We start from the raw sequence: 23,185 nt of genomic DNA on the forward strand, positions 1-23,185 counted from the left end.
TACATGTTTTTTGTTAAAATGTGACATTATTTTTATAGACTTAAAATTTAGTCCGCATAGCTTTTTACTTGGTTTTATTGTAAATTTGATTTGAAACTTTTCATTAAGTGAATTTAACTATGCGAATTGATAAATATTTATGGTGTATTCGATTTTATAAAACTCGAAGTATAGCAACTCAAGCTTGTAAACAAGGCAAAATTAAAATTGCTGATGCTGTTGTTAAACCTTCAAGAGAGGTATACCCCACTGATATAATAAATGCCCGAAAAGAACAGATAAATTATGTAATTGAAGTTTTAGATCACCCACCTAGCAGGGTTGGAGCAAAATTAGTAGATTTATATAGAATTGACAGGACGCCTAAAGAAGCTTTTGAAAAGCTGGATTTACTAAAATATTCAAAAGACTATTACCGCAAAAAAGGAACTGGTAGACCAACTAAAAAGGATCGTAGAGATATTGATGAATGGGTAGATTGGGACACAAAAACCGAAAAGGAATAAATAAATACCAGATGCAACAGGATATTATACTAAATCACGAGCAAATTCAACATAAAATTAAACGAATTGCTTACCAGATATACGAAACTAATGTTAATGAATCAGAAGTTATACTTGCTGGTATTGCTGATAAAGGATATATTTTAGCAGAAAGACTTCAGAAAGAACTACACAGTATTTCTGATCTAAAAATCCAACTTTGTAAAATTACAATGAATAAGCTTACACCCTTTGGAACTATTAAAACTAGTTTAAGCGAAGCTGAATATTCTAATAAATCAATAGTTTTAGTGGATGATGTACTAAATACTGGAACTTCATTAATCTACGGTGTAAATCATTTTTTAACTGTACCCCTAAAACGCTTTAAAACAGCAGTACTAGTAAACAGAAATCATAAAAAGTATCCTGTAAAAGCTGATTTTAAAGGCGTTTCATTATCCACATCTTTAAATGATCATATTGAAGTGAGTTTCGGGTCTACGGATATGGTTAGCTTGACTTGATGAGCATGTAATTCAACTTCAAATCAAACATTGTAGTAACCAACCGCCCAAACAAACAAAATTCAGAAATTTTTTATACATTGATATTATCATTAATTTAATTTTAATAAATAAAAATTATATAGTTATCAGTTAAAAGAATCTAAAACATTGATAAAATCATACTTTAAGTTAGTATTTTTAAATTATTAGTATCAAAACAAGTTTACTAAAACAAAATTGATATTAATTTAACCTAAAATTTAAAGTTATGAAAAATAAAAAAATAACCACCACGGCGGGTGCTCCTGTTTCAAATAACCAACATTCATTAACTTCAGGTAAAAGAGGTCCTGTATTATTACAAGACTATCAATTAATAGAAAAATTAGCCCATCAAAATAGGGAACGTATTCCTGAAAGGGTAGTTCATGCAAAAGGTTGGGGCGCGCAAGGTACTTTTACGGTCACAAATGACATTTCAAAATATACTAGAGCTAAATTATTTTCTGAAGTCGGCAAAAAAACACCTTTAATTTCAAGGTTTTCAACCGTTGCCGGAGAATCGGGTGCGGCTGATACAGAAAGAGACGTACGTGGATTTTCACTTAAATTTTATACTGAAGAAGGAAATTGGGATTTGGTAGGTAATAACACACCCGTTTTTTTTATTAGAGACGGATACAAATTCCCTGATTTTATTAGAACTCAAAAAAGACACCCTAAAACAAATTTACGTTCAGCAGAAGCAATGTGGGATTTTTGGTCGCAAACACCTGAAAGTTTACATCAAATTACAATTTTAATGAGTGACAGAGGCATCCCTCAAACGCCAATGCATATGAATGGGTATGGATCGCACACATTTTCATTCTGGAATACCGATAATGAACGATTCTGGGTTAAATTTCATATGAAAACAATGCAGGGCCACAAACATTATACTAATGAAGAAGCCGCTGAAGTTATTGGTGAAACTAGAGAGAAATATCAAGAGGAACTCTTTGGTGCGATAGCGCAAAAAAATTATCCAAAATGGAAAATGATGGTACAAATCATGCCCGAAAAAGACGCTGAAAACACGCCTTACAATCCATTTGATTTAACAAAGGTATGGCCTCATGCTGACTATCCTTTAGTTGAAGTTGGTGAAATAGAGCTGAATAAAAATCCTGACAACTATTTTCAATATATTGAGAACGCCGCCTATTCGCCTTCCAACGTAGTGCCAGGTATTGGCTTTTCACCTGATAAAGTTTTACAAGCTCGAATTTTTTCGTATGCTGATGCACATAGGTATCGACTTGGTACGCATTATGAAGCACTTCCTGCAAATGCCCCACTCAATGAAGTCAATCATTACCATAAAGATGGTGCCATGCGCTTTTTTGATAATAATAACAAAAACCCCGATGCTTATTACGAACCAAATACAAAAGGTGGACCCATTGAGGACACAAGTGTTGCGGAACCACCAATGGCTATCAATGGAGATATAAGACGTTACGAGGAAAATGACACTTACGGTGATTACAAACAACCTGGTAATTTGTTTAGAATGTTTAATGAGAAACAAAAGCAACGGTTATTTAAAAATATTGCCGGCGCCATGCAGGGGGTTTCTACGGAAATTATCGAAAAACAATTACATCATTTTGACAAAGCTGATCCAGCTTATGGTGATGGGGTCAGAAATGCTCTTGGTATTGCTAAGGAAGTAGTTTAGTTCATGGATCAAATTTAAATGATCTATTTCTTTGTTACTAAATAGCAGTGTCTACGTCAAATTCAGCTATTTTTTGTCTAAATTATTTCAAAATAAAACATTTATCTTGTGGAATAATGAGTATTTCGCAAGATATGTTTTTAAAATTTAAGTTAATACTTTAATTTAAATTTGATAGCTAATATGAAAAACTTGTTTTTTATTTAAAATAAGATCAGTCCACAAAATTAGTTTTGCAAGGCTATCTTTAATTTAAAATAATATCGCTGCCAGTCATTTTATTACCTGTGGTATTTTGAAGTTTAAGAAAAAAATTCTATTATTTCAAATCTTTTAAACATTTATTATGAGCCGATTATTTGAAGCTATACGCGCTGAGGAAATTTCAGAAGTACAACATATTTTAGACCAACATCCAGAACTATTAAATATTAAGGATCAAAGAGGATCAACTCCTTTATTGCTTGCCAGCTATTATGGTTTGGAAGCCATCACTAAATTGATACTTAGCTACAATCCTGATATAGATGCTCAAGACGCTTCAGGAAATACTGCATTAATGGGCGTATGCTTTAAAGGGTACCACTCCATTGCAGCTTTATTAATTGAACGCGGAGCAAATGTGAATATTACAAATTTTTCAAATGCTACGGCATTAATTTATGCAGCTACTTTTAGCCAAAAGGAAATTATTAAATTACTACTTCAGAATGACGCTGATATAACAATAAAAGATATTCACGGCAATACCGCTGAAATGCATGCAAAAAAACAGGGGTTGAACTTTGATGATTTGTTAGTGCATTAATAATAAATACATTAAAATAAGGTTAAAATTAATTATTTAATAAAATATGTAAGGAGATCATAGTATTCAATACTATTTAAGAAAGCAGATTTACAATCACATTTATTCTAAAATAAATGTAAAAAACTCTCTTTTGTTATAAATTATTTTGAAATGGAAACAGACAAGCTTACAAATCTAAAGTCCGTAACTGTTAAAACTTCAGGTTTTAAAAAAAGCTTATTGCTGAGTCCGAATGTGTCGTATAAATTTTTACAGTTTTTAAAAGATACTATTGGTAAAGAAGTTGTATTGATCAATACCAATATCGGAGTCCAAATTTTTTATTACTCTGCCAAAAATTATAGCAAATTTATAAAGGAAAGTATGCTTTTATACACGATAAAACTTAATGATAGTATAAAATTAAAATTTACTTTCCAACTTACAGGAATTCATGTACGTAAACAATTTAAAGACACAGTTTATACTTTTTCGCAATATCCACGTCTTTTTTTAGCCTATTCAAAAAAATTTTTGAACGTTAAAAATGAAAATAAAAGTAGTAAAATGGTTATGCCTTTTTTAAATGCTTTTTTTGATAAAACACTTGCTAGCATAATTAAAAAAAACGGAATGATTCCTTTTCAAAACGAATTAAATATTACTAGAATTAAGGGGATCAAACCAGAAATAAATCAATTATTACTATTAAAGCTTTATAAAGAAATCAAACATCATTTAAACTAATCGTTTTGGAATTATTCGAAATAATAGTCTTGCAAAAAACTGAACGATTAATTGTTGATGATTACAATAGCTATTTATTTTATTTGAAGTCTTTAAACATAAATACTAGTTTTTACATTTTACAAATCGTAACTTTTTTTAATTTTAAAAAAGAAAGTGCTTCCTCCATCAATATTTGATTCTACCCATAATTTCCCATCATGCATACGTACAATTTTATCGCAATGTGCCAAACCTACACCAGTTCCTTTATTGGGATTAGTTTCATTTACACGATTAAAAATTTTAAAAATTTCTTTAGAGTCTTGCCTGGAAATTCCTATACCGTTATCCGCTACTGAAAACATAACAAAATCATCACAATGTTCAGCACTTATTTGGATTTTAGGTATGACTCCTTGCTTACTATATTTTATAGCGTTTGAAATCAAATTTAAAAATACCAATCGTAATTCAACTCCATAAGCTTCAACATTGGGCAATTTATCTACGGTTACTTGTGCATTGCTTTCAATAATTCGTTTCCCTAAATCCTTGATAACCGTAGCTACTAAATTATCCGTGTTCACGACGCTTCTTTCCGCATTAATGCCTATTCTTGAATGCGCTAACAGGGAACGTATTTGTTTTGTTAACCGATCAACTGCCTCATCAATATATTTTAAGTAGTCATGTCCTTTAGCATCTAATTTATCATGATACAACTTTGATAAAACATCACCTGCAAATTTTATTGTAGCCAAAGGCTCTTGCAAATCATGGGAGCATGTGGATACGAATTGTTCTAACTCTTTATTTAAAAGTTCTAAGCGATTTCTCTTTCTATCATGTCTTTTTTGAGCATTTTTTAAGTCAGTAATATCTACAAGCGTAGACCGGCTTAAGATAATTTTACCATACTCGTCTCGCTGAGCTACCGTATATAAGATAACTGTAATTATCTTACCACTTTTGGTAACCATATCCATTTCTTCGCTTTTCAGCTTTCCTTCTACCTTAAACTTTTCTAATAATGACAAACAACGTATCCTTTTTTCATCGGTAAAAATGCTATAAATCGGCTGTCCTATGATGTCGCTTTTATCTGAAAGTTCTAGCTTTTCAATTACAAACTTATTACAATCAGCAATCAGTCCTGTTGATGGATTAACACTTACGTGCATAACAGGATCATTTTCAAAAAAAGAATTAAATCGAGCTTCACTGATTTCTAATTGTCTTCGGGCTTCTTCATAAGATTCAAATCCATTGATTTCTCTTATAATTTTATCCTTAACGGGAAGACGTAAAAAAGTAACCAAATAAAAAACTTTAGAGTTAACATCTACCGTATTAGAAACAATTCGAACTTTTCTCTGTTCGTTATTTACTCCTATATAATTAACATCTGTTTGAACTTTTTGATTCGTTCTAAACGACTTTTGTAAAGTTTCCTTAACACTTTCAACCAATGATTCGGGAAGGAATTTAAATAAACTTTTCTCTAATTTAAATTCATGAACTCCTATTTCACATGTCTTTCCTGCAATGGAGTCTATCTCGTAATCAATATTTAAGCGCACGCTAACGGCTGACAACTGGGTCATTAACTCGTTAGCATTTATATATTGATCTGTAACCATATCTTTAATAAAACATTAACAAGTTACAAAATATTATGACTATCATGATCTCAATTGCTTAAAAATAGAGTGTTATGATTATAACAAATGTTTTTAAAAGAGCGTTGTTTGGTTATCATCATCGAAATTTCCTTCGTTTTTAGCACTATCTTCTGAATTTTTATTTATTTGATTTCCTAAATCCTTCAGATCATTCTCATTTTTTTCAACATTTGGTACTATTTCATAAGGTAATGAGTCCTTAACATTTATATGACGCAACTTATCTGTAGTTAATTGATTTCCTATTGCCTTTATTCCTTTAACTGTAATAAATTCAGCCAAATTTATTAGTTGATTTGGCTTTTGCTCCTTGCCCCGTTGCTTGTAATACACCAGTTCTACTTGCGGAATATAATCAGTTGATACGATTTCTAAAAACGATTCAGGATGGTCGGTGATAAATTTATCTTCTTTCCCCTCCGTTTCAATTAAAAACCGCTTTACATAATAGCGTTGTTTTTCTCCATCAAAATGTATTGCCGAAATAGGCTTGCTCGGTATCCATTTTTCCAAAACGATCATATCGGAATCAAAGTGCGTTGATAATTCTGGTAAAATTGTTTTTACTTCTCCTTTTTGATTTATGATCAATAAGCGGTCTTCACCCTTAAATTCACCCAATAGTTCTCCCCTGTTATCAACATTTAATCTTCGAACGGTATCATCAAACCAAATTTTACGCGGTTTTAATGTAGAAACACCTGCTTGTTTCAATTCTATTTTTTTTACCGCATATTTACTAACAATATTTCCTTTAACTCCGCGTCCTTTTATTAGTAATTCTGAGAAATCAATATCAAATTTTAATTTTTTTATACTTCCTACCTGACGCAAATAAATGGTTACTATTTCAGCCTCTCCGTTTGGGTTTGCCGAAAAATAGCTGATTTCTGAACCTTTTTTTCCTTGCGTTAAATCATACTCCTTATCACGTGTAATACTGGTTACCGAAAAACGTTTTACGTAAGATGCGCCCCCCCTACCATCTTTATAAATTAAATTATATACAGTTCGCTTGTCTTTCTTTTTAAAAACAGCTACATGAATAATATTTTTTCCGACAAAGGTTTTGGAGTCTACTTTGGTTACCACTAGCTTTCCCTCTTTTGTAAAACAAATTACATCATCGATGTCGGCACAATCAGCTACGTATTCATCTTTTTTTAATGAAGTTCCAACAAAACCTTCCTCTTTATTGACATACAATTTAGTGTTTCGCATGACTACTTTAGTAGCCTCAATATCTTCAAATAAACGCAATTCTGTTTTACGGTCTTTATCTTTTCCGTACGTTTTTTTCAATCGTTCAAAATAGCTAACCGCAAAATCAACTAAGTGTGCTAAATGATGTTCTTTTTCAGCTATGTCTCCTTCTAAAGCATCAATTTTTTGCTGAGCTTTATCAATATCAAATTTTGAAATACGCTTTATTCGTATTTCGGTCAAACGGACAATATCGTCTTCATTGACTGCACGTTTTAAATGTTTTGTATGCGGCTTCAACCCTAAATCAATCGCTTCAATGACACCTGCCCAAGTTTCCTGTTCCTCAATATCTCGATAAATCCTATTTTCAATAAAAATACGTTCCAAGGAAGCATAGTGCCACTGCTCTTGTAACTCCCTCAACTGAATTTCAAGTTCCAATTTTAAAAGGCGCAACGTGTTATCAGTGGAACGACGTAACATTTCCGAAACTCCAATGAAACACGGTCGATTACTTTCTTCAATAACACAGCCCAATGGCGAAATTGAAACTTCACAATTGGTAAATGCATATAATGCATCAATTGTTTTATCTGGAGAAATATTACTAGGTAAGTGTATCAATATTTCAACCTCAGATGCTGTATTATCTTCAATTTTTTTGATTTTTATTTTACCCTTATCATTGGCTTTTAAAATTGAATCAATTAAAGTTGTAGTAGTGGTTGAAAAAGGTATTTCAGAAATTACTAAGGTGTTTTTATCTTTTTGGCTGACTTTAGCACGTACGCGCACTTTTCCACCACGCAAACCGTCATTATAATTACTTATATCGGCAATACCTGATGTTGGAAAATCAGGATATAGCGTAAAACGCTTTCCTTTTAAATGTTTAATTGAAGCATCAATCAACTCATTAAAATTATGAGGTAACACTTTGGTGCTCAAACCGACCGCAATCCCTTCGGCTCCTTGAGCCAAAAGTAAAGGAAACATTATGGGTAAATTTATAGGTTCTTTTTTTCGGCCATCATAAGATAGTTGCCACTCCGTAATTTTGGGATTAAACACAACATCTAAAGCAAACTTTGACAAACGAGCTTCAATATATCTAGAAGCAGCTGCGCGGTCCCCCGTTAAAATATTTCCCCAATTTCCCTGCATGTCAATGAGTAAATCTTTTTGACCTACTTGCACCATTGCATCGGAAATACTCATATCCCCATGCGGATGGTACTGCATGGTATGCCCTACAATGTTAGCCACTTTATTGTAACGACCGTCATCCAACTCCTTCATGGAATGTAAAATACGGCGTTGCACAGGTTTTAATCCATCTTCAATTGCAGGTACGGCACGTTCTAAAATTACGTAGGATGCATAATCAAGAAACCAATCCATGTACATGCCGGTTACCTTTTTAGTCACCTCACCTGTATTATTATTTTCGGGATTTTCCAAAGAGTGGTCTTCGATATTATCTTCGCCGTCAATCATGTATGCTAATTATTTTGTATTTTTTTATGATCTATTTTTCTTCAACTACATCAAGTTCTACTTTCAAATTATTGATGATAAATTTTTGTCTGTCGGGGGTGTTTTTACCCATATAAAAATTCAATAATTCTTCAATTGATTTGTCTTTATCTAACATTAAAGGATCTAATCGGATATCATCACCAATAAAATGTACAAATTCATTTGGCGAAATTTCCCCTAAACCTTTAAATCGGGTAATTTCAGGATTTGCACCTAATTTACCTATGGCTGTAACGCGTTCTTCTTCTGAATAACAATAAATTGTTTCTTTTTTATTTCGTACCCTAAACAAAGGAGTTTGTAAAATATAGACATGTCCTTCCTTTATTAATTCAGGAAAAAATTGTAAAAAAAAGGTAATAAGTAGCAAACGAATGTGCATGCCATCTACATCTGCATCTGTAGCAATTACGATATTGTTATAACGTAAATCCTCTAGGGATTCTTCTATATTTAAGGCCGCCTGTAATAAATTAAACTCTTCATTTTCGTACACAATTTTTTTGGACATATTGTAGCAATTCAATGGCTTACCACGAAGGCTAAAAACAGCTTGCGTATTCACATCCCTGGATTTTGTGATAGAACCACTTGCCGAATCACCTTCGGTAATAAATAAAGTACTTTCTAAATTTCGAGGATTTTTAACATCACCCAAATGCACCCGACAATCACGTAACTTTTTATTATGCAAACTGGCTTTTTTTGCGCGGTCCTTGGCTAATTTTCGTATTCCGGATAATTCTTTACGTTCGCGCTCAGCTTGTAATATTTTACGCTGAAGTAGTTCTGCCGTTTCAGTATTTTTATGTAAAAAATTATCCAGATATTTTTTAACAAAATCATTAATGTAAGTTCGCACGGTAGGTAAATCCCCTCCCATATCGGTTGAACCCAATTTGGTTTTTGTTTGACTTTCAAAAACAGGTTCCATTACTTTTATGCTTATCGCAGAAACTATTGATTTTCGGATATCACTAGCTTCATAACTTTTTCCATAAAACTCTCTGATTGTTTTTACTAAAGCTTCGCGAAAAGCAGCTAAATGCGTACCTCCTTGAGTTGTATTTTGACCGTTAACAAAGGAATGATATTCTTCGGAATACTGCGTGCGGCTGTGTGTAATTGCAATTTCAATATCATCGCCTCGCAAATGAATGATTGGATATAATCGATCTTCAGTATTAATACTTTCAGCTAATAAATCCTTCAATCCATTTTCCGAGTAAAACTTTTCACCATTAAAAACTATAGTTAACCCTGGATTTAAGTACACATAATTTTTAAGCATTTTGGTAATGTACTCATTTCGATACTTATAATTTCTAAAAATAGTATCATCGGCAATGAAACTAACTTTTGTTCCGCGCCTGCGCGAAGTTTCTTCTAAAAATTCTTCATTTGTTAATTCCCCTTTGGAAAATTCTGCGGAAGCGGACTTACCATCCCTACTGGACTCCACTCTAAAATAGCTTGAAAGTGCGTTAACCGCTTTGGTACCTACTCCATTTAACCCTACCGACTTTTTAAAAGCTCTGGAATCATACTTCCCTCCAGTATTCATTTTGGATACAACGTCCACTACCTTTCCTAGAGGAATTCCACGACCATAATCCCTTACCGTAACACGTTCCCCATGAACAGAAATTTCAATAGTTTTTCCCGTTCCCATAACAAACTCATCAATAGAGTTATCAAGCACCTCTTTTATAAGAATATAAATCCCATCATCAGCGGATGAACCGTCTCCTAGTTTACCAATATACATCCCCGGACGCATTCGGATATGCTCTTTCCAATCAAGTGAACGGATATTGTCTTCGGTGTATAAAGTTTCTTTATTCATAGGCTTGGAAATTGGCAGTAATCGCTAATATATATCCTTACACCGAATTTTAAAAGCACTTCACCCAAAAGTTGTTAAGAACTTTATTAATAACTTTTACCCGTAAAAAGACTAATTAATATCTGATTAAATTCCAGTTCATTGAGTTTTATACTTCATATTTTTTTAAAAAAAACTATCATTTTGATGCAACTTAAATAGCTTTCCTGAAATCAAAATTGCAAAATGGCCGTAATTACTCTATAATTTAAATGTACTCTGTGGTTTTTCGATATATTTGATTTTACTTAAAAAAAGCTATGGAACCATACAAAACTATTATAGAAATAATTTCCGCAGTACTTATCCTTATTGCTTTTGAGCTTTTAAACAGAAAAAGTTTGAAAGGGTATAGTTTTATGGCTATTGGGCAATTTTTAGCCTTTGCTATTTGTCTAATGACAGATTTATGGTTTTTAGCTGTTATGCATTTTGTAAATTTCCTTTTAATGGTTAGGGGGTATTATAAATGGAAGTAAGTGAGCAGAGGTAAATCAACTGAACATAAACCGATAGACTTACAGAATATTGAAACAAAAACTATTACCCTTCACCCCACAACTGACAACTAACTAACAACCAACAAAACTATTTATTCTTCTTTCTAGAAACAAAATAAACCCCAGAAATAACTACCAACATTCCTAATGATTGGATAAATGAAATTTCTTCTTCTAAAAAGAAATACGCTAAAATAATTGTGGATACTGGGCCGAGGCTTCCAACTATTGAGAAAACACTGGCTCCAAGTCTATTTATTGCTTCCGAAACTAAAAACGAAGGAATTAAAGTAGAAAAAAAAGCCATACAAAAACCTAAAACATACACTGGCATTTCATAATTAAATAAATCAAAATCGCGCACAATACTGTAATGAATAAATACACAAAAAGTAGAAACCATCATGGAATAAGCTGTAAAAGGTATTACTCCAAACTTAGGGATTAACCATCCGCTCCCCACCAAATAAGAAGCATAGGTAAAAGCGCTTAAAAAAATTAAAAAAGCCCCCCAAAATACATTATTGGAATTGGTATCAATTTCATTCCAAAAAGTAATAATAACACCAATATAAGTTATGAAAATAGCTATTAATTGTTTTTTGGAAAGCTTTTTTCTAAAAAAAATCCAAGACAGAATGACTACAATGGTAGGATATATAAAAAGGATAATCCGCTCCAACCCTGCTTTTATAAACCAAAGTCCTTCAAAATCAAAAAAACTAGCTAAATAATAGCCTAAAAAACCAAATAAAAACACCCACAAATAGTCTTTCTTTTTAATGTGCTGAGGCTTTTGCGGCTTTTTCCAGATAGCAATTAAAATATAAAAAGGTAGTGCAAATATCATTCGAAAAAGTAATAAACTAACGGAATCAATATGGTAATCATAGGCTAATTTTACCATGACTGCTTTTGCAGAAAATAATACTACTCCTACTATAGCAAATAGAATTCCTGTACTGGTTGAATTATTTTTTTCCATACAGGAAAATTATAGATTAGCAATGAACTGATTGTACGTGCTACATTAATAAATACAATACCCAAGCGTATTTATTTTATAATTTGACAATACATGTAAGAAAATTCCCTTTAGCTTTTAAATATTCATTAACAAAGAGCTATAACTTTATTTATAAATTTAGCGTAAACTAAATATTATTACTATGAAAAAGTTATCATTACTTATTTTTACCATACTATTTACTTTAAATAGTGTTGCACAAATTAAAACACCCCAACCAAGTCCTGCTGCTAAATTAATGCAAGTAGTTGGTTTAACTGATGTTGAAATTGCCTACTCCAGACCTGCAATGCGTGAAAGAACTATTTTTGGATCGTTAGTTCCTTACGGCAAATTATGGAGAACTGGTGCTAACAAAAACACAATAATAACTTTTAGTGATGATGTTACAATGAGTGGAAAAACTTTAAAAGCTGGATCTTACGCTATTTTTACTACTCCAAACGCATCATCATGGGATATTAATTTTTATACTGATACTGAAAACTGGGGAACACCTAAAAACTGGGATGCCAGTAAAGTTGCAGCTACTGTGAATGCAAAAACGTCAAAAATTAGCGAGACTACTGAGTCATTTACTATTTCAATTGACAACCTAACCAATAACGGTGCTCATTTAGTATTTGAATGGGAAAACACAAAAGTTGCTGTTCCTTTTGAGGTAACTACGGATACTGTAGTTATGAAACAGATTGACAAAGTAATGAAAGGTCCTGATGCTAGAGATTACTATGCTGCTGCTGTTTACTATTTAGCTGAAGGTAAAGACATAAAAAAAGCTAAGGAATGGATGGATAAATCAATGTCGTTAACTAAAGAACCAAAATTTTGGCAATTGCGTAAGCAGTCGTTGATCTATGCAAAACTTGGTGATACTAAAAATGCAATTGCTACTGCTAAAAAATCTTTAACCGCTGCTGAAGCTGCCGGAAACGATGATTACGTTAAAATGAACAAAGATTCCTTAAAAGAATGGGGAGCACTTTAAGATGCTAGATAAATAATCTTGTTTGATTTTAATATGATGATCATATTCTAAATTTAACATTTTAGCCTAAAACTTATATCAAAACCTCAGTTCAATTGACTGAGGTTTTTTTAATGTTGAACCCCACCCCTTCTTTATTATTTATGTCCTAATTACTTCAAATTCATTTTTGAAGCCCTTTATTTTCAATTTTCACCTTCGTCATTAACTAAATTTGCTCACCCAAGCACTAAGCGTTAAATTTGCATTCTATTGTAAAGTACCCTAAAAATCTCAAATGCAAATACCTAATTACAAACACGCACTACATTTACCAATATTCAATACAGTCCGAAAATCAACTGAAGTGCTTGGCTTTGAAAGTTACGTTATTGGGGGGTTTGTTCGAGATTTTCTATTAAAAAGAGGTGAGGTTAAAGATATTGACATTGTTACTGTGGGTAGTGGCATTGAATTGGCGTTAAAAGTTTCGGAGCTTTTGCCAAACAAGCCAAAGGTTCAGGTTTTTAAAACCTATGGAACAGCCATGCTACGTTATCAAAATATTGATATAGAATTTGTTGGTGCGCGCAAGGAATCTTATAATGAAAATAGCCGTAATCCTGTTGTTGAAAATGGCACATTAGAAGATGATCAAAATCGAAGAGATTTTACCATTAATGCGCTAGCACTTTCATTAAACGAAGCTACTTACGGGGATTTGATTGATCCGTTTGGCGGAAGTAAAGATTTGGACAAAAAAATTATTCGAACACCTTTAGAACCTGGCATTACCTATTCCGATGATCCGTTGCGTATGATGCGTGCCATTCGGTTCGCCACCCAATTAAACTTTAAAATTGAAAAAGAATCTTTAGACGCTATTAAGGCGCACCAAGAGCGAATTAAAATAATTACTAAAGAACGTATAGTAGTTGAATTAAATAAAATTTTGAGTAGCCCCATACCTTCAATTGGCTTTTTATTGTTGGAAAAAACAGGATTACTTGCCTATATTTTACCGGAACTTACCAATTTAAAAGGTATAGATGAAGTGGAAGGACAACGCCACAAAGATAACTTTTACCACACCTTAGAAGTTGTGGATAATATTGCAGTACACACGGATGATGTTTGGTTACGTTGGGCAGCTTTACTACACGATATCGGAAAAGCTCCAACAAAAAGGTTTAGTAAAAAAATAGGCTGGACCTTCCATGGACATGAATTTATAGGCTCAAAAATGGTTTTTAAACTATTTAAAAGGCTAAAATTACCATTAAACGAAAAAATGAAATTTGTCCAAAAAATGGTTTTAATGAGTTCTCGCCCTATTGTTATAGCCTCAAATGTTACGGATGCCGCCGTAAGACGCTTAGTTTTTGATGCCGGAGATACTATTGATGATTTGATGACACTTTGCGAAGCTGATATCACCACAAAAAACCCAAAAAGATTTAAAAAATACCATAACAATTTTAAAATTGTGCGTCAAAAAATTATTGATGTTGAAGCACGTGATCACATTCGAAATTTTCAACCTCCAGTAAGTGGTAAAGAAATTATTGAAACCTTTAATTTAAAACCTTCTAAAAAAGTTGGTATAATAAAAGAGGCTATTAAAGAAGCCATACTTGAAGGTGAAATTGAAAATGAACATAAAGTGGCTTATCAATTTATGCTAAAAAAGGCTGCCGAATTGGGTTTAAAACCAGTAAATTAAAATTATAGTATGATAAATCGTCTATTCAAAAAAACGCTAAATGTTGCCATTTTTTTGGTGTACATAGTGGTTATTGCTGGTGCCGTGGTACGTATGACAGGATCAGGAATGGGATGTCCCGACTGGCCTAAATGCTTTGGCTACTTTATTCCACCTACACAACTGCAGCAGCTAGAATGGAAACCCAACCACACGTATAAAAAAGGACAGGTAATTATTTTAAATGAAGCACTACGTGTAGTTAAAAAGGATTTCAAATCTGAAAATCAATACAATAAAAATAACTGGAGTGCTTATGAAAAACATGATTATGCTATTTTTAACCCTATTCACACTTGGGTGGAATATATTAATCGATTAGCTACTGTTATTTTTGGAATACCCATACTAGTACTAGTCATACTAAGTTTTTTCTTTTGGAAAAAAAATAAACTAATAACACTACTAGCAATAGGCTCACTTTTTAGCGTTGCTTTTGAAGCCTGGCTTGGCAAAATTGTTGTTGATACTAACTTACTACCAATCAAAATTACATTGCACGTTTTGTTTGTGTTTTTTATTATAGCCTTTTTGCTGGCCATTCATTTTATAGTTTCTAAAAAAGAAAATACATTTTCAGTTAACAAACCAATAAAGTATTTAGGGGTTTTTGCTATTGTTTTAACTTTGATTCAAGTAATATTAGGGACTCAAGTACGCCAGTACGTGGATTTACAGATGTCAACTTTTAATTACAATAATCAACAAAATTGGCTGGCAACGCCGCCAGTAATATTTTATATTCATCGTTCCTTTTCAATCATACTCGTGTTAGTCAATTTTGCTTTGATTTATTTATTTAAAAAGCAAAATGGTACGCTTAGCCTATTAAAATGGGTGGGTATTTTTATAGTTTTAGAGGTAGTAACAGGTATTGTATTATTTTATTTGGATTTTCCCTTTTTATCACAACCATTACATTTGTTAATCAGCAGTTTATTGTTTGGGATTCAATTTTTATGTGTACTACAGTTTTTTAGCAATCATAGCAAAACAACTTAGTCAACAAAAAATAGGTTAAGTCAGAAAATTCAGTGATACTATCGTATCTTTGAATACTCAAAAATTAAAAACCTACCACTATGATATATCGTTTCCGTGTAATTTTAGACACTGAAGAAGACGTGTTTAGAGACCTTGAAATAGAACAAACTGCAACTGCTGAGGAATTTCATAATAGCATTACGCAAGCATTTGGATTTGATGGAACTGAAATGGCGTCATTTTACATCAGTAATGAACAATGGGATCAAGGTGATGAAATTTCTTTATTTGATATGAGTGATGGAAATTCTCCTGCAAGGTTAATGAACGAAACTCGTTTAGAGGATATAGCTTCTGAAAAACAAACCCGTTTAATTTACATTTACGATTTTTTGAGTATGTGGACCTTTATGGTAGAACTTGCCGAAATTGCAACTCCAGAAGCCGGAAGAACCTATCCTAATTTAATGTTTGCCCATGGCGAATTGCCTGATAGTGCTCCTGACAAAAATTTTGAATCTGAAAAACTTGACTTTAATGATTTGGATGATGATTTCAATGACAACTTAAATATTGATGATTATGATAACCTTGGTTTCGAAGAACATTGGAACTAATACTCTTTAGTTTTCTACAAAAACTTTTTTGCAAATAAACCTCATTTGAGCACGAACTAAAAAAACGATTTACCAACCCCATATTATCGCTTGATTTTATACTGATTAAGAAATCTTAGCCCTAAAATTATTTTAAAGTACTATTATATTCTACAAATCCTAAGCATAAAAAATGATCAACTTATATAACACCCAAATAGAATCATTATCCATACATCGTATTGGTAACAAAAGTAGAAATGAGAACCTTTTTTTATCTGGAAATCCCTATCAATTCAACGATGAATTAAATTCGTTATTAAAAGAATATTTTTTTAAACCCTTCCGGGAGAAGGAGGAAAACTATTTTCAGTTTACTAATGAAGCGGATTTAGAATTTAATCCACTGTACAAAATTGCTGCTGAAATTTTTGAGAATCCAGCTAATACACACGAACAATCAAAAAGAATTGGCAATTTATTATTTGAACAATCACAACATCCACACATCAAAAGTGGCGAACTTTACGTTGCCTATCTTGAAAATTGCTTAATTGATAACGAAAAGGTAAATGCTCTTGGTATTTTTAAATCGGAGTTAAAACATGACTTTCTTCAATTTGAAGAAAAAGAACACAATTTAGATTTACTACTGCAACAAGGTGTATCACTTAATAAACTAGATAAGGGTTGCCTTATTTTCAACACAAAAAAAGAAGAAGGGTACCGTATACTATCAGTAGATTCAAATAAATACGATACAAAATACTGGCTGGAACATTTTTTAGGTGTGGAGCCCTTTGCAGATAGTAATTTTCATACAAAAAAATATATCAAATTTTGCCAGGACTTTGCTAAAGATGTTGTTTTACCGGCTGAAGATAAAAAAGAACAGGTAATGTTTATGAACAGAGCAGTAAATCATTTTGCTAAAAACGATGAATTTGAAGAAACCGCTTTTTTAAACGATGTTATTGAAAATCCAGAGCTTATACCTGAGTTCAAACACTACAAGACAGAAAAAGCACCAAAATATCAAATTGAAGATTTAACCGAATTCCCTATTGCTAATAACGCTGTATCCGCTGCACGTAAAAAAATTAAAAATGTCATTAATTTAGACACCAACGTACAAATTAAAATGGATTTCATTAACCCTGAGTCTGCTGAAAAATTTGTAGAAAAAGGTTGGGACGAAGAGAAACAAATGTATTATTACCTAGTCTATTTTAATAAAGAACAAAAAGATTAATCCAAAAAAAGAGCATATTAAATAATATGCTCTTTTTTTAAAACAATAATTTGCTTTTATTCCTTAACTATTGATTTGTAAGTTTCAGAACTTCCGTTATTTATCTTAATAAAATATATTCCGCTAGTTAAGTCATCTAATAAAAGCTGATCTTTTTTACTCTCCAATTGTTTTGTTTTAATCAAACGACCGTTATTGTCATAGATGCTTGCTGTAGCTTCTTTTTGCAAATCCACCAAATAAACATTCAATTCACCTTTTACTGGGTTAGGAAAAATTGTAGTCAGTTCGTTTGGATTGGTTACATCAAATGTACTCAATGTAGCATCTTCCACTAATTTAAAAGTATGTACCCAGTCAACACGCATGGTATTAATACTTTCGTCACCTAAATGATTTCTGTCTGCCAAACCTCCCAAAAAGTTTTCATCATCAGTCCATAAGTCCCATATTAATGCTTGGCTTCTTGCAAAAATAATTTCTGGATATATCTGTCCTCCTCTATCTTCTCCTACGCGTACACTACCTGCTTCTTCCCCATCAAGGTAAAAAGTCATATTTTTTTCATCCTTCCACCATACACCTACAGTATGATACGCTTCGTTCCATCGTACTCCTCTTTTGGGGTTATCAGGCGATAAATTTCTATTGTCAAAATTATCTGCATTTCTTACTGTAAATCCATTAGTGGCTTGGAAATATTGTGAATTCATTTTCCATGGAAAATCAGGTTGGCAACCACAGCTTGGTCTAGAATTATTTTCAATCACATCAATTTCGTCTCTATTATTTATATCTCCATTGTTCAACCAAAATGTATTATAAGCTGATAAGTGAGCTGTAATGACACTACACTCCGTATACATTGGGTATTTTATTTCGGCAATTGAATATACTCTTGATGAATTAAACCATAAGGGTTCATTTCCTAAAGTAGCTTTGATCCATAAATTACCGTCGGATACTCCTGAATTTTCTGCAACCATATTAGTTGGAGTTCCAGCGTAATTCCATAATCTTTTTACCCATTTGTTAGTATCAAATCCGCCGTTAAATTCATCCGTCATTTCTTCAACAACCTCCCATTTCATTCCATTTGGAGGTACAGGCTGTGCAAATAAATTTGTCGCGGTAACTACTGAAAACAGTAGTCCTAGTAAATGTTTAGAGTTAGTTTTCATTGTGTCTAGTAAGTTTAGTTTTAAATATTTTAAATTAAATAAATTCCTACAAATACAAAATAAATGTACTGTCAGTATTCCTATGATATAACTGGAAAATATGTAAAATATTGACTTTAAAATTACTTAAATAAAGATTTGATGATAACACAAAAAAAAGCGCTTAAAAATAAATTTTTAAACGCTTTTTATTATTTGACTAAACAAATTGTTATTTAGAAACTATTAAATTTAGTAAAATATATCTAACCAAAATAAAATACTCCGTCTTGAGCATTGAAATAGAACTATATAACGACTAAAGTTGCAAAATCTACTTACAAAAATAAGTAGTTATTTCTTTACCACCAGTCTAAACCCTTCACCATGTATATTTAAAATTTCAACATTACCATCTTTTTTCAAATACTTTCGAAGTTTGGCTATGTAAACATCCATGCTTCTTGAAGTAAAATAATTGTCATCACGCCATATCTTGGTTAGGGCTAATTCACGAGTCATTAAGTCATTTAAATTCAAGGCTAACAAACGCAACAAATCATTTTCCTTAGGTGATAGCTTTACAGGATCTTCTTTTTTATAAGTTAAAAATCTTAGTCTAGAATTAAAACTGAATTCACCAATTTGAAACTCCACTTGTTTACTTTCCACTTCAGTATCTACCACCTTTCGTTGCATGATGGCTTTAATTTTCATTAAAAGCACTTCACTATCAAAAGGCTTATTCAAATAATCATCGGCGCCCACTTTATACCCTTTTAAAACATCTTCTTTCATTGCTTTTGCTGTTAGGAAAATGATGGGAATATTTTTGTTTTTGTCTTTGATTTCCTTGGCTAAAGTAAAACCATCTTTGTATGGCATCATAACGTCTAAAATACAAAGGTTAAAGCTATCTCGTTTAAATTTTTCAAAACCCTCCATCCCATTTTTTGCATGAGTTACCTCATAATTATTAATGGTCAAGTAATCTTTTAAAATTGTTCCAAAATTTGGATCGTCTTCAACTAAAAGTATTTTTTTGTTTTCGCTTTCCATAGTTTCTATGATGTTATTAATGGTAATTGAATAATTAGTGTAGTACCTTTTCCTTTTGAACTTTTAACTACAATTTTACCCTGATGATCTTCTATTATTTTTTTTGCATAACTAAGTCCTAAACCATTACCTTTTACATTATGGACATCCCCTGTTGGCATCCTGAAAAAAATTATCAAAAACCTTCTCTCTGCAGTATTTTCCCATTCCAATACCCTGATCAGCAATTTTTAATATAATACTATTTTTTGTATTTTCAGTAATTATATCAATTTTGGGACTATCATTTGTATATTTTATAGCATTGTCTAAAATGGTAATTATCACATTTGTTATGTGTTCCTCGCTTGCAAATATTGATCTTTTAAGTGCGTGTAAATGTGTTTTTATGTACCCTTTTTCATTTTCGACTGTTGATTTTACATGATCGATTGCATTTTCAATGGTTTCATGAAAATTAACTGCCCCCTTATTGATCAATAATTCGTTTTGTTCTAGGTGAGAAATTGTCAATACACTTTCTACTTGATCGTGAATTCTATCATTTTCAAAACGTATCATTTGCAAATATCTTTTCCTCATGTCAGAATCATCTGCCACCTTTTCATTTTTCATAAAATCTAAAGCTAGATTTATTGTTGCAATTGGTGTTTTCAATTCATGAGTCATGTTATTGATAAAATCTGTTTTGATTTCTGATATTTTACGCTGATTGATTATTTGTTTATAAGCATAAAAATAGGTACCTAAAATTACTAATACTAACAATGAAGATAAAATCACCATCAATAATATAGAAGACCATACAAACTGATTTTTCCCAAGGAAATTTACCAATAAATATAAATTAGTTTTGCCTTCATCATCTTCAAAAATTGGCGTTTTGTACATCCCTTTAGCAGCTACATAAAAATTATCTGACTTAACTGTGGTTACCTCATCATTTTCATAAATACCAAATTCAAACTTTACCTTAACGCCACGCTTTTCTAATTCTCGTGTTAAAAATTGATTGATTTCACTTTTATCTACTCTTTTATTTACTGGAACTTTACTGGTAAATTCTTTTATTAAATTCTGATACAAATAATACTCGTAACTTGCCGTTGTGACTAATTGATCCAACCGCTCTTTTGTCCCAATATGCATTTTCCAAAGGGAATTATCGGCTACAGCCAACGAGTTGGCAATACTGTCCATTACAGATTTAATTTCTTTAGCAAGGGGAGTTTTAACCTTAAGGGAATCATTTTTTAAATCTGAATTTACCGATTTAATCAAACAAGCTTCGTTATATTTTTTTTTGCTTGTTTTTATACTGTCAATCGCTTTTTTTAACGGGTAGAAATATCGAATAAATTCTCTTTCATTTATTTTATTTACAACTATGGCCAACGACTCATTTGCGTTAAATGAAAAATGCTCCTCATTGCTTTGTAAGGAGTCACTTATCCAATATCCTTGTACACAGATTATTCCTGCCAAGGATATGGTCATTAATATTAATAATAAAGTCGAAAAACGCTTATTCATCGCTCAAAAATAGACATTATAGACTTACCAAAAATTGGCTTTAACCTAATGTTAACAAGAGTTAATATTTTAAATAAAATCACGTTTAAATGCTAAAAAAAGTTCATTTACTTTTTTTTTAACATAAAATTTATCAATATTGTTAACAACATAGTCTGCAAGCTTTTTCTTTCTTTCATCGGACCATTGATTATTGATTCTTGCTCTTACTTGTGCTTCCGATATTTGATCTCTTTTCATAACTCGCTTAATACGAATATTTTCTGGGGCAATAACTAAAATCGTTTTATCACATTTTTTATAACCTTCAGTTTCAAATAAAATAGCAGATTCTTTTATTACAAAGTCAAATTTTTGTGAATTATACCAATCCTGAAAATGAGCGGCTACAGCTGGATGGACAATAGCATTTAGGTCATTTAGTAGTAATTTATTTTCAAATACTTGATCTGCAATAAATTTTTTATTCAACACATCGTTTTGATAGGCTTCTACGCCAAATAAATCTATAATTGATTTTTTTACTGCACTGTTCGAGTTCATCAATTTTTTTGCTTCCGTATCTGCAATGTAAATTGGTACGCCCATTGCCTCAAATAGCCCCGCAACATATGTTTTTCCACTACCTATTCCTCCTGTTAAGCCAACAATCATACTATTTATTTAATTACCACGTATTGGACTTCCTTTTCTAGAAGACGTGCATTATAAACAAAATCAGGAATTTTCTCAAGCTTAAGTAATAATGATGATGTTTCAGGCTTGGCTTTTATCATATTTGCAGTGACACTAAAATCCAATGCTGTTAGTTTTGGATAATCCTTTAAGGTCACACTAAATACTACACCTACTTTTTTGGGAAATAGCTGAACCCTTATTTTTTTTGGCACATTTAATAGTGTAATAGGAACTTGAAATTCACCTTCAGTTAATTTTTCAACCACTAAATTGACTAACACTTTATTTTTTTCGAAACTCAAGCCATCAGGTAACGATTTTTTTGAAATACCAAGTAATCCCGAAAAATCATCTTTTATGTCATTTAATTTTAATTCTTCGGTACTTATAAATTTTAATGTATCCAAAACACTTTTAGGCCCTGTAACCAAAATATCCTTTTGCTCTGCCAATGCACCTTTGATTGAAGTATACCCTACCGCATAATTTATAGATGCATTTACTTTTAATGGAACTCTTTTATCCTGAAAAACATCATAATATATATGTAAGGAATCTTTAAAAACATGGGATACTTTTCCATCATATCCTAAACTTGTTTTAAGAATATCATGCATGCTATTCCCTGTAAAATAAGCATGATTATCATTCAAGTATCTTGCTTTACGCGAATCTAAATCAATAGTTTTATTAAAAAAAGTATATTTCAATAATTGCAAACCACTGCCTTCCAAAACCATTTTTACATTTTGATCACTTGCAGGTTTTATCACCTTTTGATCTTGTATTTGTTTATAATTGATTGTAAAAGTGACCTCTTGCGAATAGTTTTTTGAAAATTGTAGTGCAAACCACAAAAAAGCAGTAAATCCAAGAAAAATAAAATAGGTCCTATAATTCTTTTGTTGCTTTTTTTGCTCTTTTTTTTCCGATGCTGTCATACGATTCATGTAAACTTAAATATGTTACCTCCTCAAATTGTAATTAAAGTTTAAATTGCCTCTGGTTTTTACTAAATGTATTGCATTATAACCACATAGTTATTAAATAAAATTTGTTATTGAGCAATTTAATATTCTTTTCACCTTCATTTTTCAAAACAAAAAATTTTTAAATGAT

General features: G+C 31.8%; 21 protein-coding genes. 11 read left to right on the forward strand and 10 right to left on the reverse strand.

Annotated features, from left to right (window positions below; genetic code table 11):
* Positions 1-119: 119 nt before the first annotated feature.
* The 5 genes from GMC_RS0114955 to GMC_RS0114975 all read left to right on the forward strand — a co-directional run bounded on the left by GMC_RS0114955 (position 120) and on the right by GMC_RS0114975 (position 4,254).
* Complete coding sequence (locus tag GMC_RS0114955; protein WP_010522906.1) at positions 120-506, forward strand: RNA-binding S4 domain-containing protein; 387 nt, start codon at positions 120-122, stop codon at positions 504-506.
* An 11-nt stretch (positions 507-517) separates the two neighbouring features.
* Positions 518-1,012 (forward strand): phosphoribosyltransferase family protein, encoded by a 495-nt coding sequence (locus GMC_RS0114960; RefSeq protein ID WP_010522907.1) that lies wholly within the window; start codon positions 518-520, stop codon positions 1,010-1,012.
* 250 nt (positions 1,013-1,262) lie between these two features.
* Positions 1,263-2,717 carry a catalase gene (locus tag GMC_RS0114965; protein ID WP_010522908.1) on the forward strand — a complete coding sequence of 485 codons (1,455 nt, stop codon included), beginning with the start codon at positions 1,263-1,265 and terminating at the stop codon, positions 2,715-2,717.
* A 346-nt stretch (positions 2,718-3,063) separates the two neighbouring features.
* Entirely contained in the window at positions 3,064-3,525 is a 462-nt protein-coding gene (locus GMC_RS0114970; protein ID WP_010522909.1) for an ankyrin repeat domain-containing protein, read from the forward strand.
* Between the two features lie 153 nt (positions 3,526-3,678).
* Positions 3,679-4,254 (forward strand): hypothetical protein, encoded by a 576-nt coding sequence (locus GMC_RS0114975; protein ID WP_010522910.1) that lies wholly within the window; start codon positions 3,679-3,681, stop codon positions 4,252-4,254.
* 119 nt (positions 4,255-4,373) lie between these two features.
* On the opposite strand, the gene GMC_RS0114980 is transcribed toward GMC_RS0114975, so the two are convergent.
* The 3 genes from GMC_RS0114980 to GMC_RS0114990 form a co-directional block, all read right to left on the reverse strand.
* Positions 4,374-5,876, reverse strand: a complete 1,503-nt coding sequence (locus GMC_RS0114980; RefSeq protein WP_010522911.1) for a sensor histidine kinase — start codon at positions 5,874-5,876, stop codon at positions 4,374-4,376.
* Between the two features lie 93 nt (positions 5,877-5,969).
* Positions 5,970-8,621: a DNA gyrase/topoisomerase IV subunit A gene (locus tag GMC_RS0114985; RefSeq protein ID WP_010522912.1), complete on the reverse strand. Its 2,652-nt coding sequence runs from the start codon at positions 8,619-8,621 to the stop codon at positions 5,970-5,972.
* A gap of 31 nt (positions 8,622-8,652) precedes the next feature.
* Complete coding sequence (locus tag GMC_RS0114990; RefSeq protein ID WP_010522913.1) at positions 8,653-10,509, reverse strand: DNA topoisomerase IV subunit B; 1,857 nt, start codon at positions 10,507-10,509, stop codon at positions 8,653-8,655.
* A gap of 299 nt (positions 10,510-10,808) precedes the next feature.
* Here GMC_RS0114990 and GMC_RS0114995 point away from each other — a divergent pair, with 299 nt between their 5' ends.
* Complete coding sequence (locus GMC_RS0114995; RefSeq protein WP_010522914.1) at positions 10,809-11,027, forward strand: hypothetical protein; 219 nt, start codon at positions 10,809-10,811, stop codon at positions 11,025-11,027.
* A 109-nt stretch (positions 11,028-11,136) separates the two neighbouring features.
* Here GMC_RS0114995 and GMC_RS0115000 read toward each other — a convergent pair whose 3' ends face one another.
* Positions 11,137-12,033, reverse strand: coding sequence for a DMT family transporter (locus GMC_RS0115000; protein WP_010522915.1), 897 nt, complete (start codon positions 12,031-12,033; stop codon positions 11,137-11,139).
* A gap of 184 nt (positions 12,034-12,217) precedes the next feature.
* On the opposite strand from GMC_RS0115000, the gene GMC_RS0115005 reads away from it, so the two are divergent.
* The 5 genes from GMC_RS0115005 (at position 12,218) to GMC_RS0115025 (ending at position 17,636) form a co-directional block, all read left to right on the forward strand.
* Entirely contained in the window at positions 12,218-13,063 is an 846-nt protein-coding gene (locus GMC_RS0115005; RefSeq protein ID WP_010522916.1) for a DUF2911 domain-containing protein, read from the forward strand.
* A 277-nt stretch (positions 13,064-13,340) separates the two neighbouring features.
* On the forward strand, positions 13,341-14,765 hold the full coding sequence (locus tag GMC_RS0115010; RefSeq protein ID WP_010522917.1) for a CCA tRNA nucleotidyltransferase: 1,425 nt from the start codon (positions 13,341-13,343) through the stop codon (positions 14,763-14,765).
* A gap of 9 nt (positions 14,766-14,774) precedes the next feature.
* Entirely contained in the window at positions 14,775-15,806 is a 1,032-nt protein-coding gene (locus GMC_RS0115015) for a COX15/CtaA family protein (protein WP_010522918.1), read from the forward strand.
* An 80-nt stretch (positions 15,807-15,886) separates the two neighbouring features.
* Positions 15,887-16,405, forward strand: a complete 519-nt coding sequence (locus GMC_RS0115020; RefSeq protein WP_010522919.1) for an IS1096 element passenger TnpR family protein — start codon at positions 15,887-15,889, stop codon at positions 16,403-16,405.
* A gap of 172 nt (positions 16,406-16,577) precedes the next feature.
* The gene (locus tag GMC_RS0115025) at positions 16,578-17,636 is read left to right on the forward strand and encodes a nucleoid-associated protein (protein ID WP_010522920.1); all 1,059 of its coding nucleotides are present in this window, start codon (positions 16,578-16,580) and stop codon (positions 17,634-17,636) included.
* A 56-nt stretch (positions 17,637-17,692) separates the two neighbouring features.
* On the opposite strand, the gene GMC_RS0115030 is transcribed toward GMC_RS0115025, so the two are convergent.
* The 6 genes from GMC_RS0115030 to GMC_RS0115050 all read right to left on the reverse strand — a co-directional run bounded on the left by GMC_RS0115030 (position 17,693) and on the right by GMC_RS0115050 (position 23,007).
* Positions 17,693-18,817 (reverse strand): T9SS type A sorting domain-containing protein, encoded by a 1,125-nt coding sequence (locus tag GMC_RS0115030; protein WP_010522921.1) that lies wholly within the window; start codon positions 18,815-18,817, stop codon positions 17,693-17,695.
* Between the two features lie 333 nt (positions 18,818-19,150).
* Positions 19,151-19,855: a response regulator transcription factor gene (locus tag GMC_RS0115035; protein WP_010522922.1), complete on the reverse strand. Its 705-nt coding sequence runs from the start codon at positions 19,853-19,855 to the stop codon at positions 19,151-19,153.
* Positions 19,856-19,860: 5 nt separating this feature from the next.
* Positions 19,861-20,016, reverse strand: a complete 156-nt coding sequence (locus GMC_RS21395; protein ID WP_010522923.1) for an ATP-binding protein — start codon at positions 20,014-20,016, stop codon at positions 19,861-19,863.
* Positions 19,994-21,340, reverse strand: a complete 1,347-nt coding sequence (locus GMC_RS20105) for a sensor histidine kinase (RefSeq protein ID WP_157998173.1) — start codon at positions 21,338-21,340, stop codon at positions 19,994-19,996. Before GMC_RS20105 ends, GMC_RS21395 begins: the two co-directional genes overlap by 23 nt.
* Positions 21,341-21,457: 117 nt before the next feature.
* The gene (gene coaE, locus GMC_RS0115045) at positions 21,458-22,042 is read right to left on the reverse strand and encodes a dephospho-CoA kinase (RefSeq protein WP_010522925.1); all 585 of its coding nucleotides are present in this window, start codon (positions 22,040-22,042) and stop codon (positions 21,458-21,460) included.
* Between the two features lie 5 nt (positions 22,043-22,047).
* Positions 22,048-23,007: a CdaR family protein gene (locus GMC_RS0115050; RefSeq protein WP_010522926.1), complete on the reverse strand. Its 960-nt coding sequence runs from the start codon at positions 23,005-23,007 to the stop codon at positions 22,048-22,050.
* Positions 23,008-23,185: the final 178 nt, after the last annotated feature.

Origin of the sequence: Aquimarina agarivorans (genome assembly GCF_000218485.1) — a bacterium.
GTDB lineage: Bacteria > Bacteroidota > Bacteroidia > Flavobacteriales > Flavobacteriaceae > Aquimarina > Aquimarina agarivorans.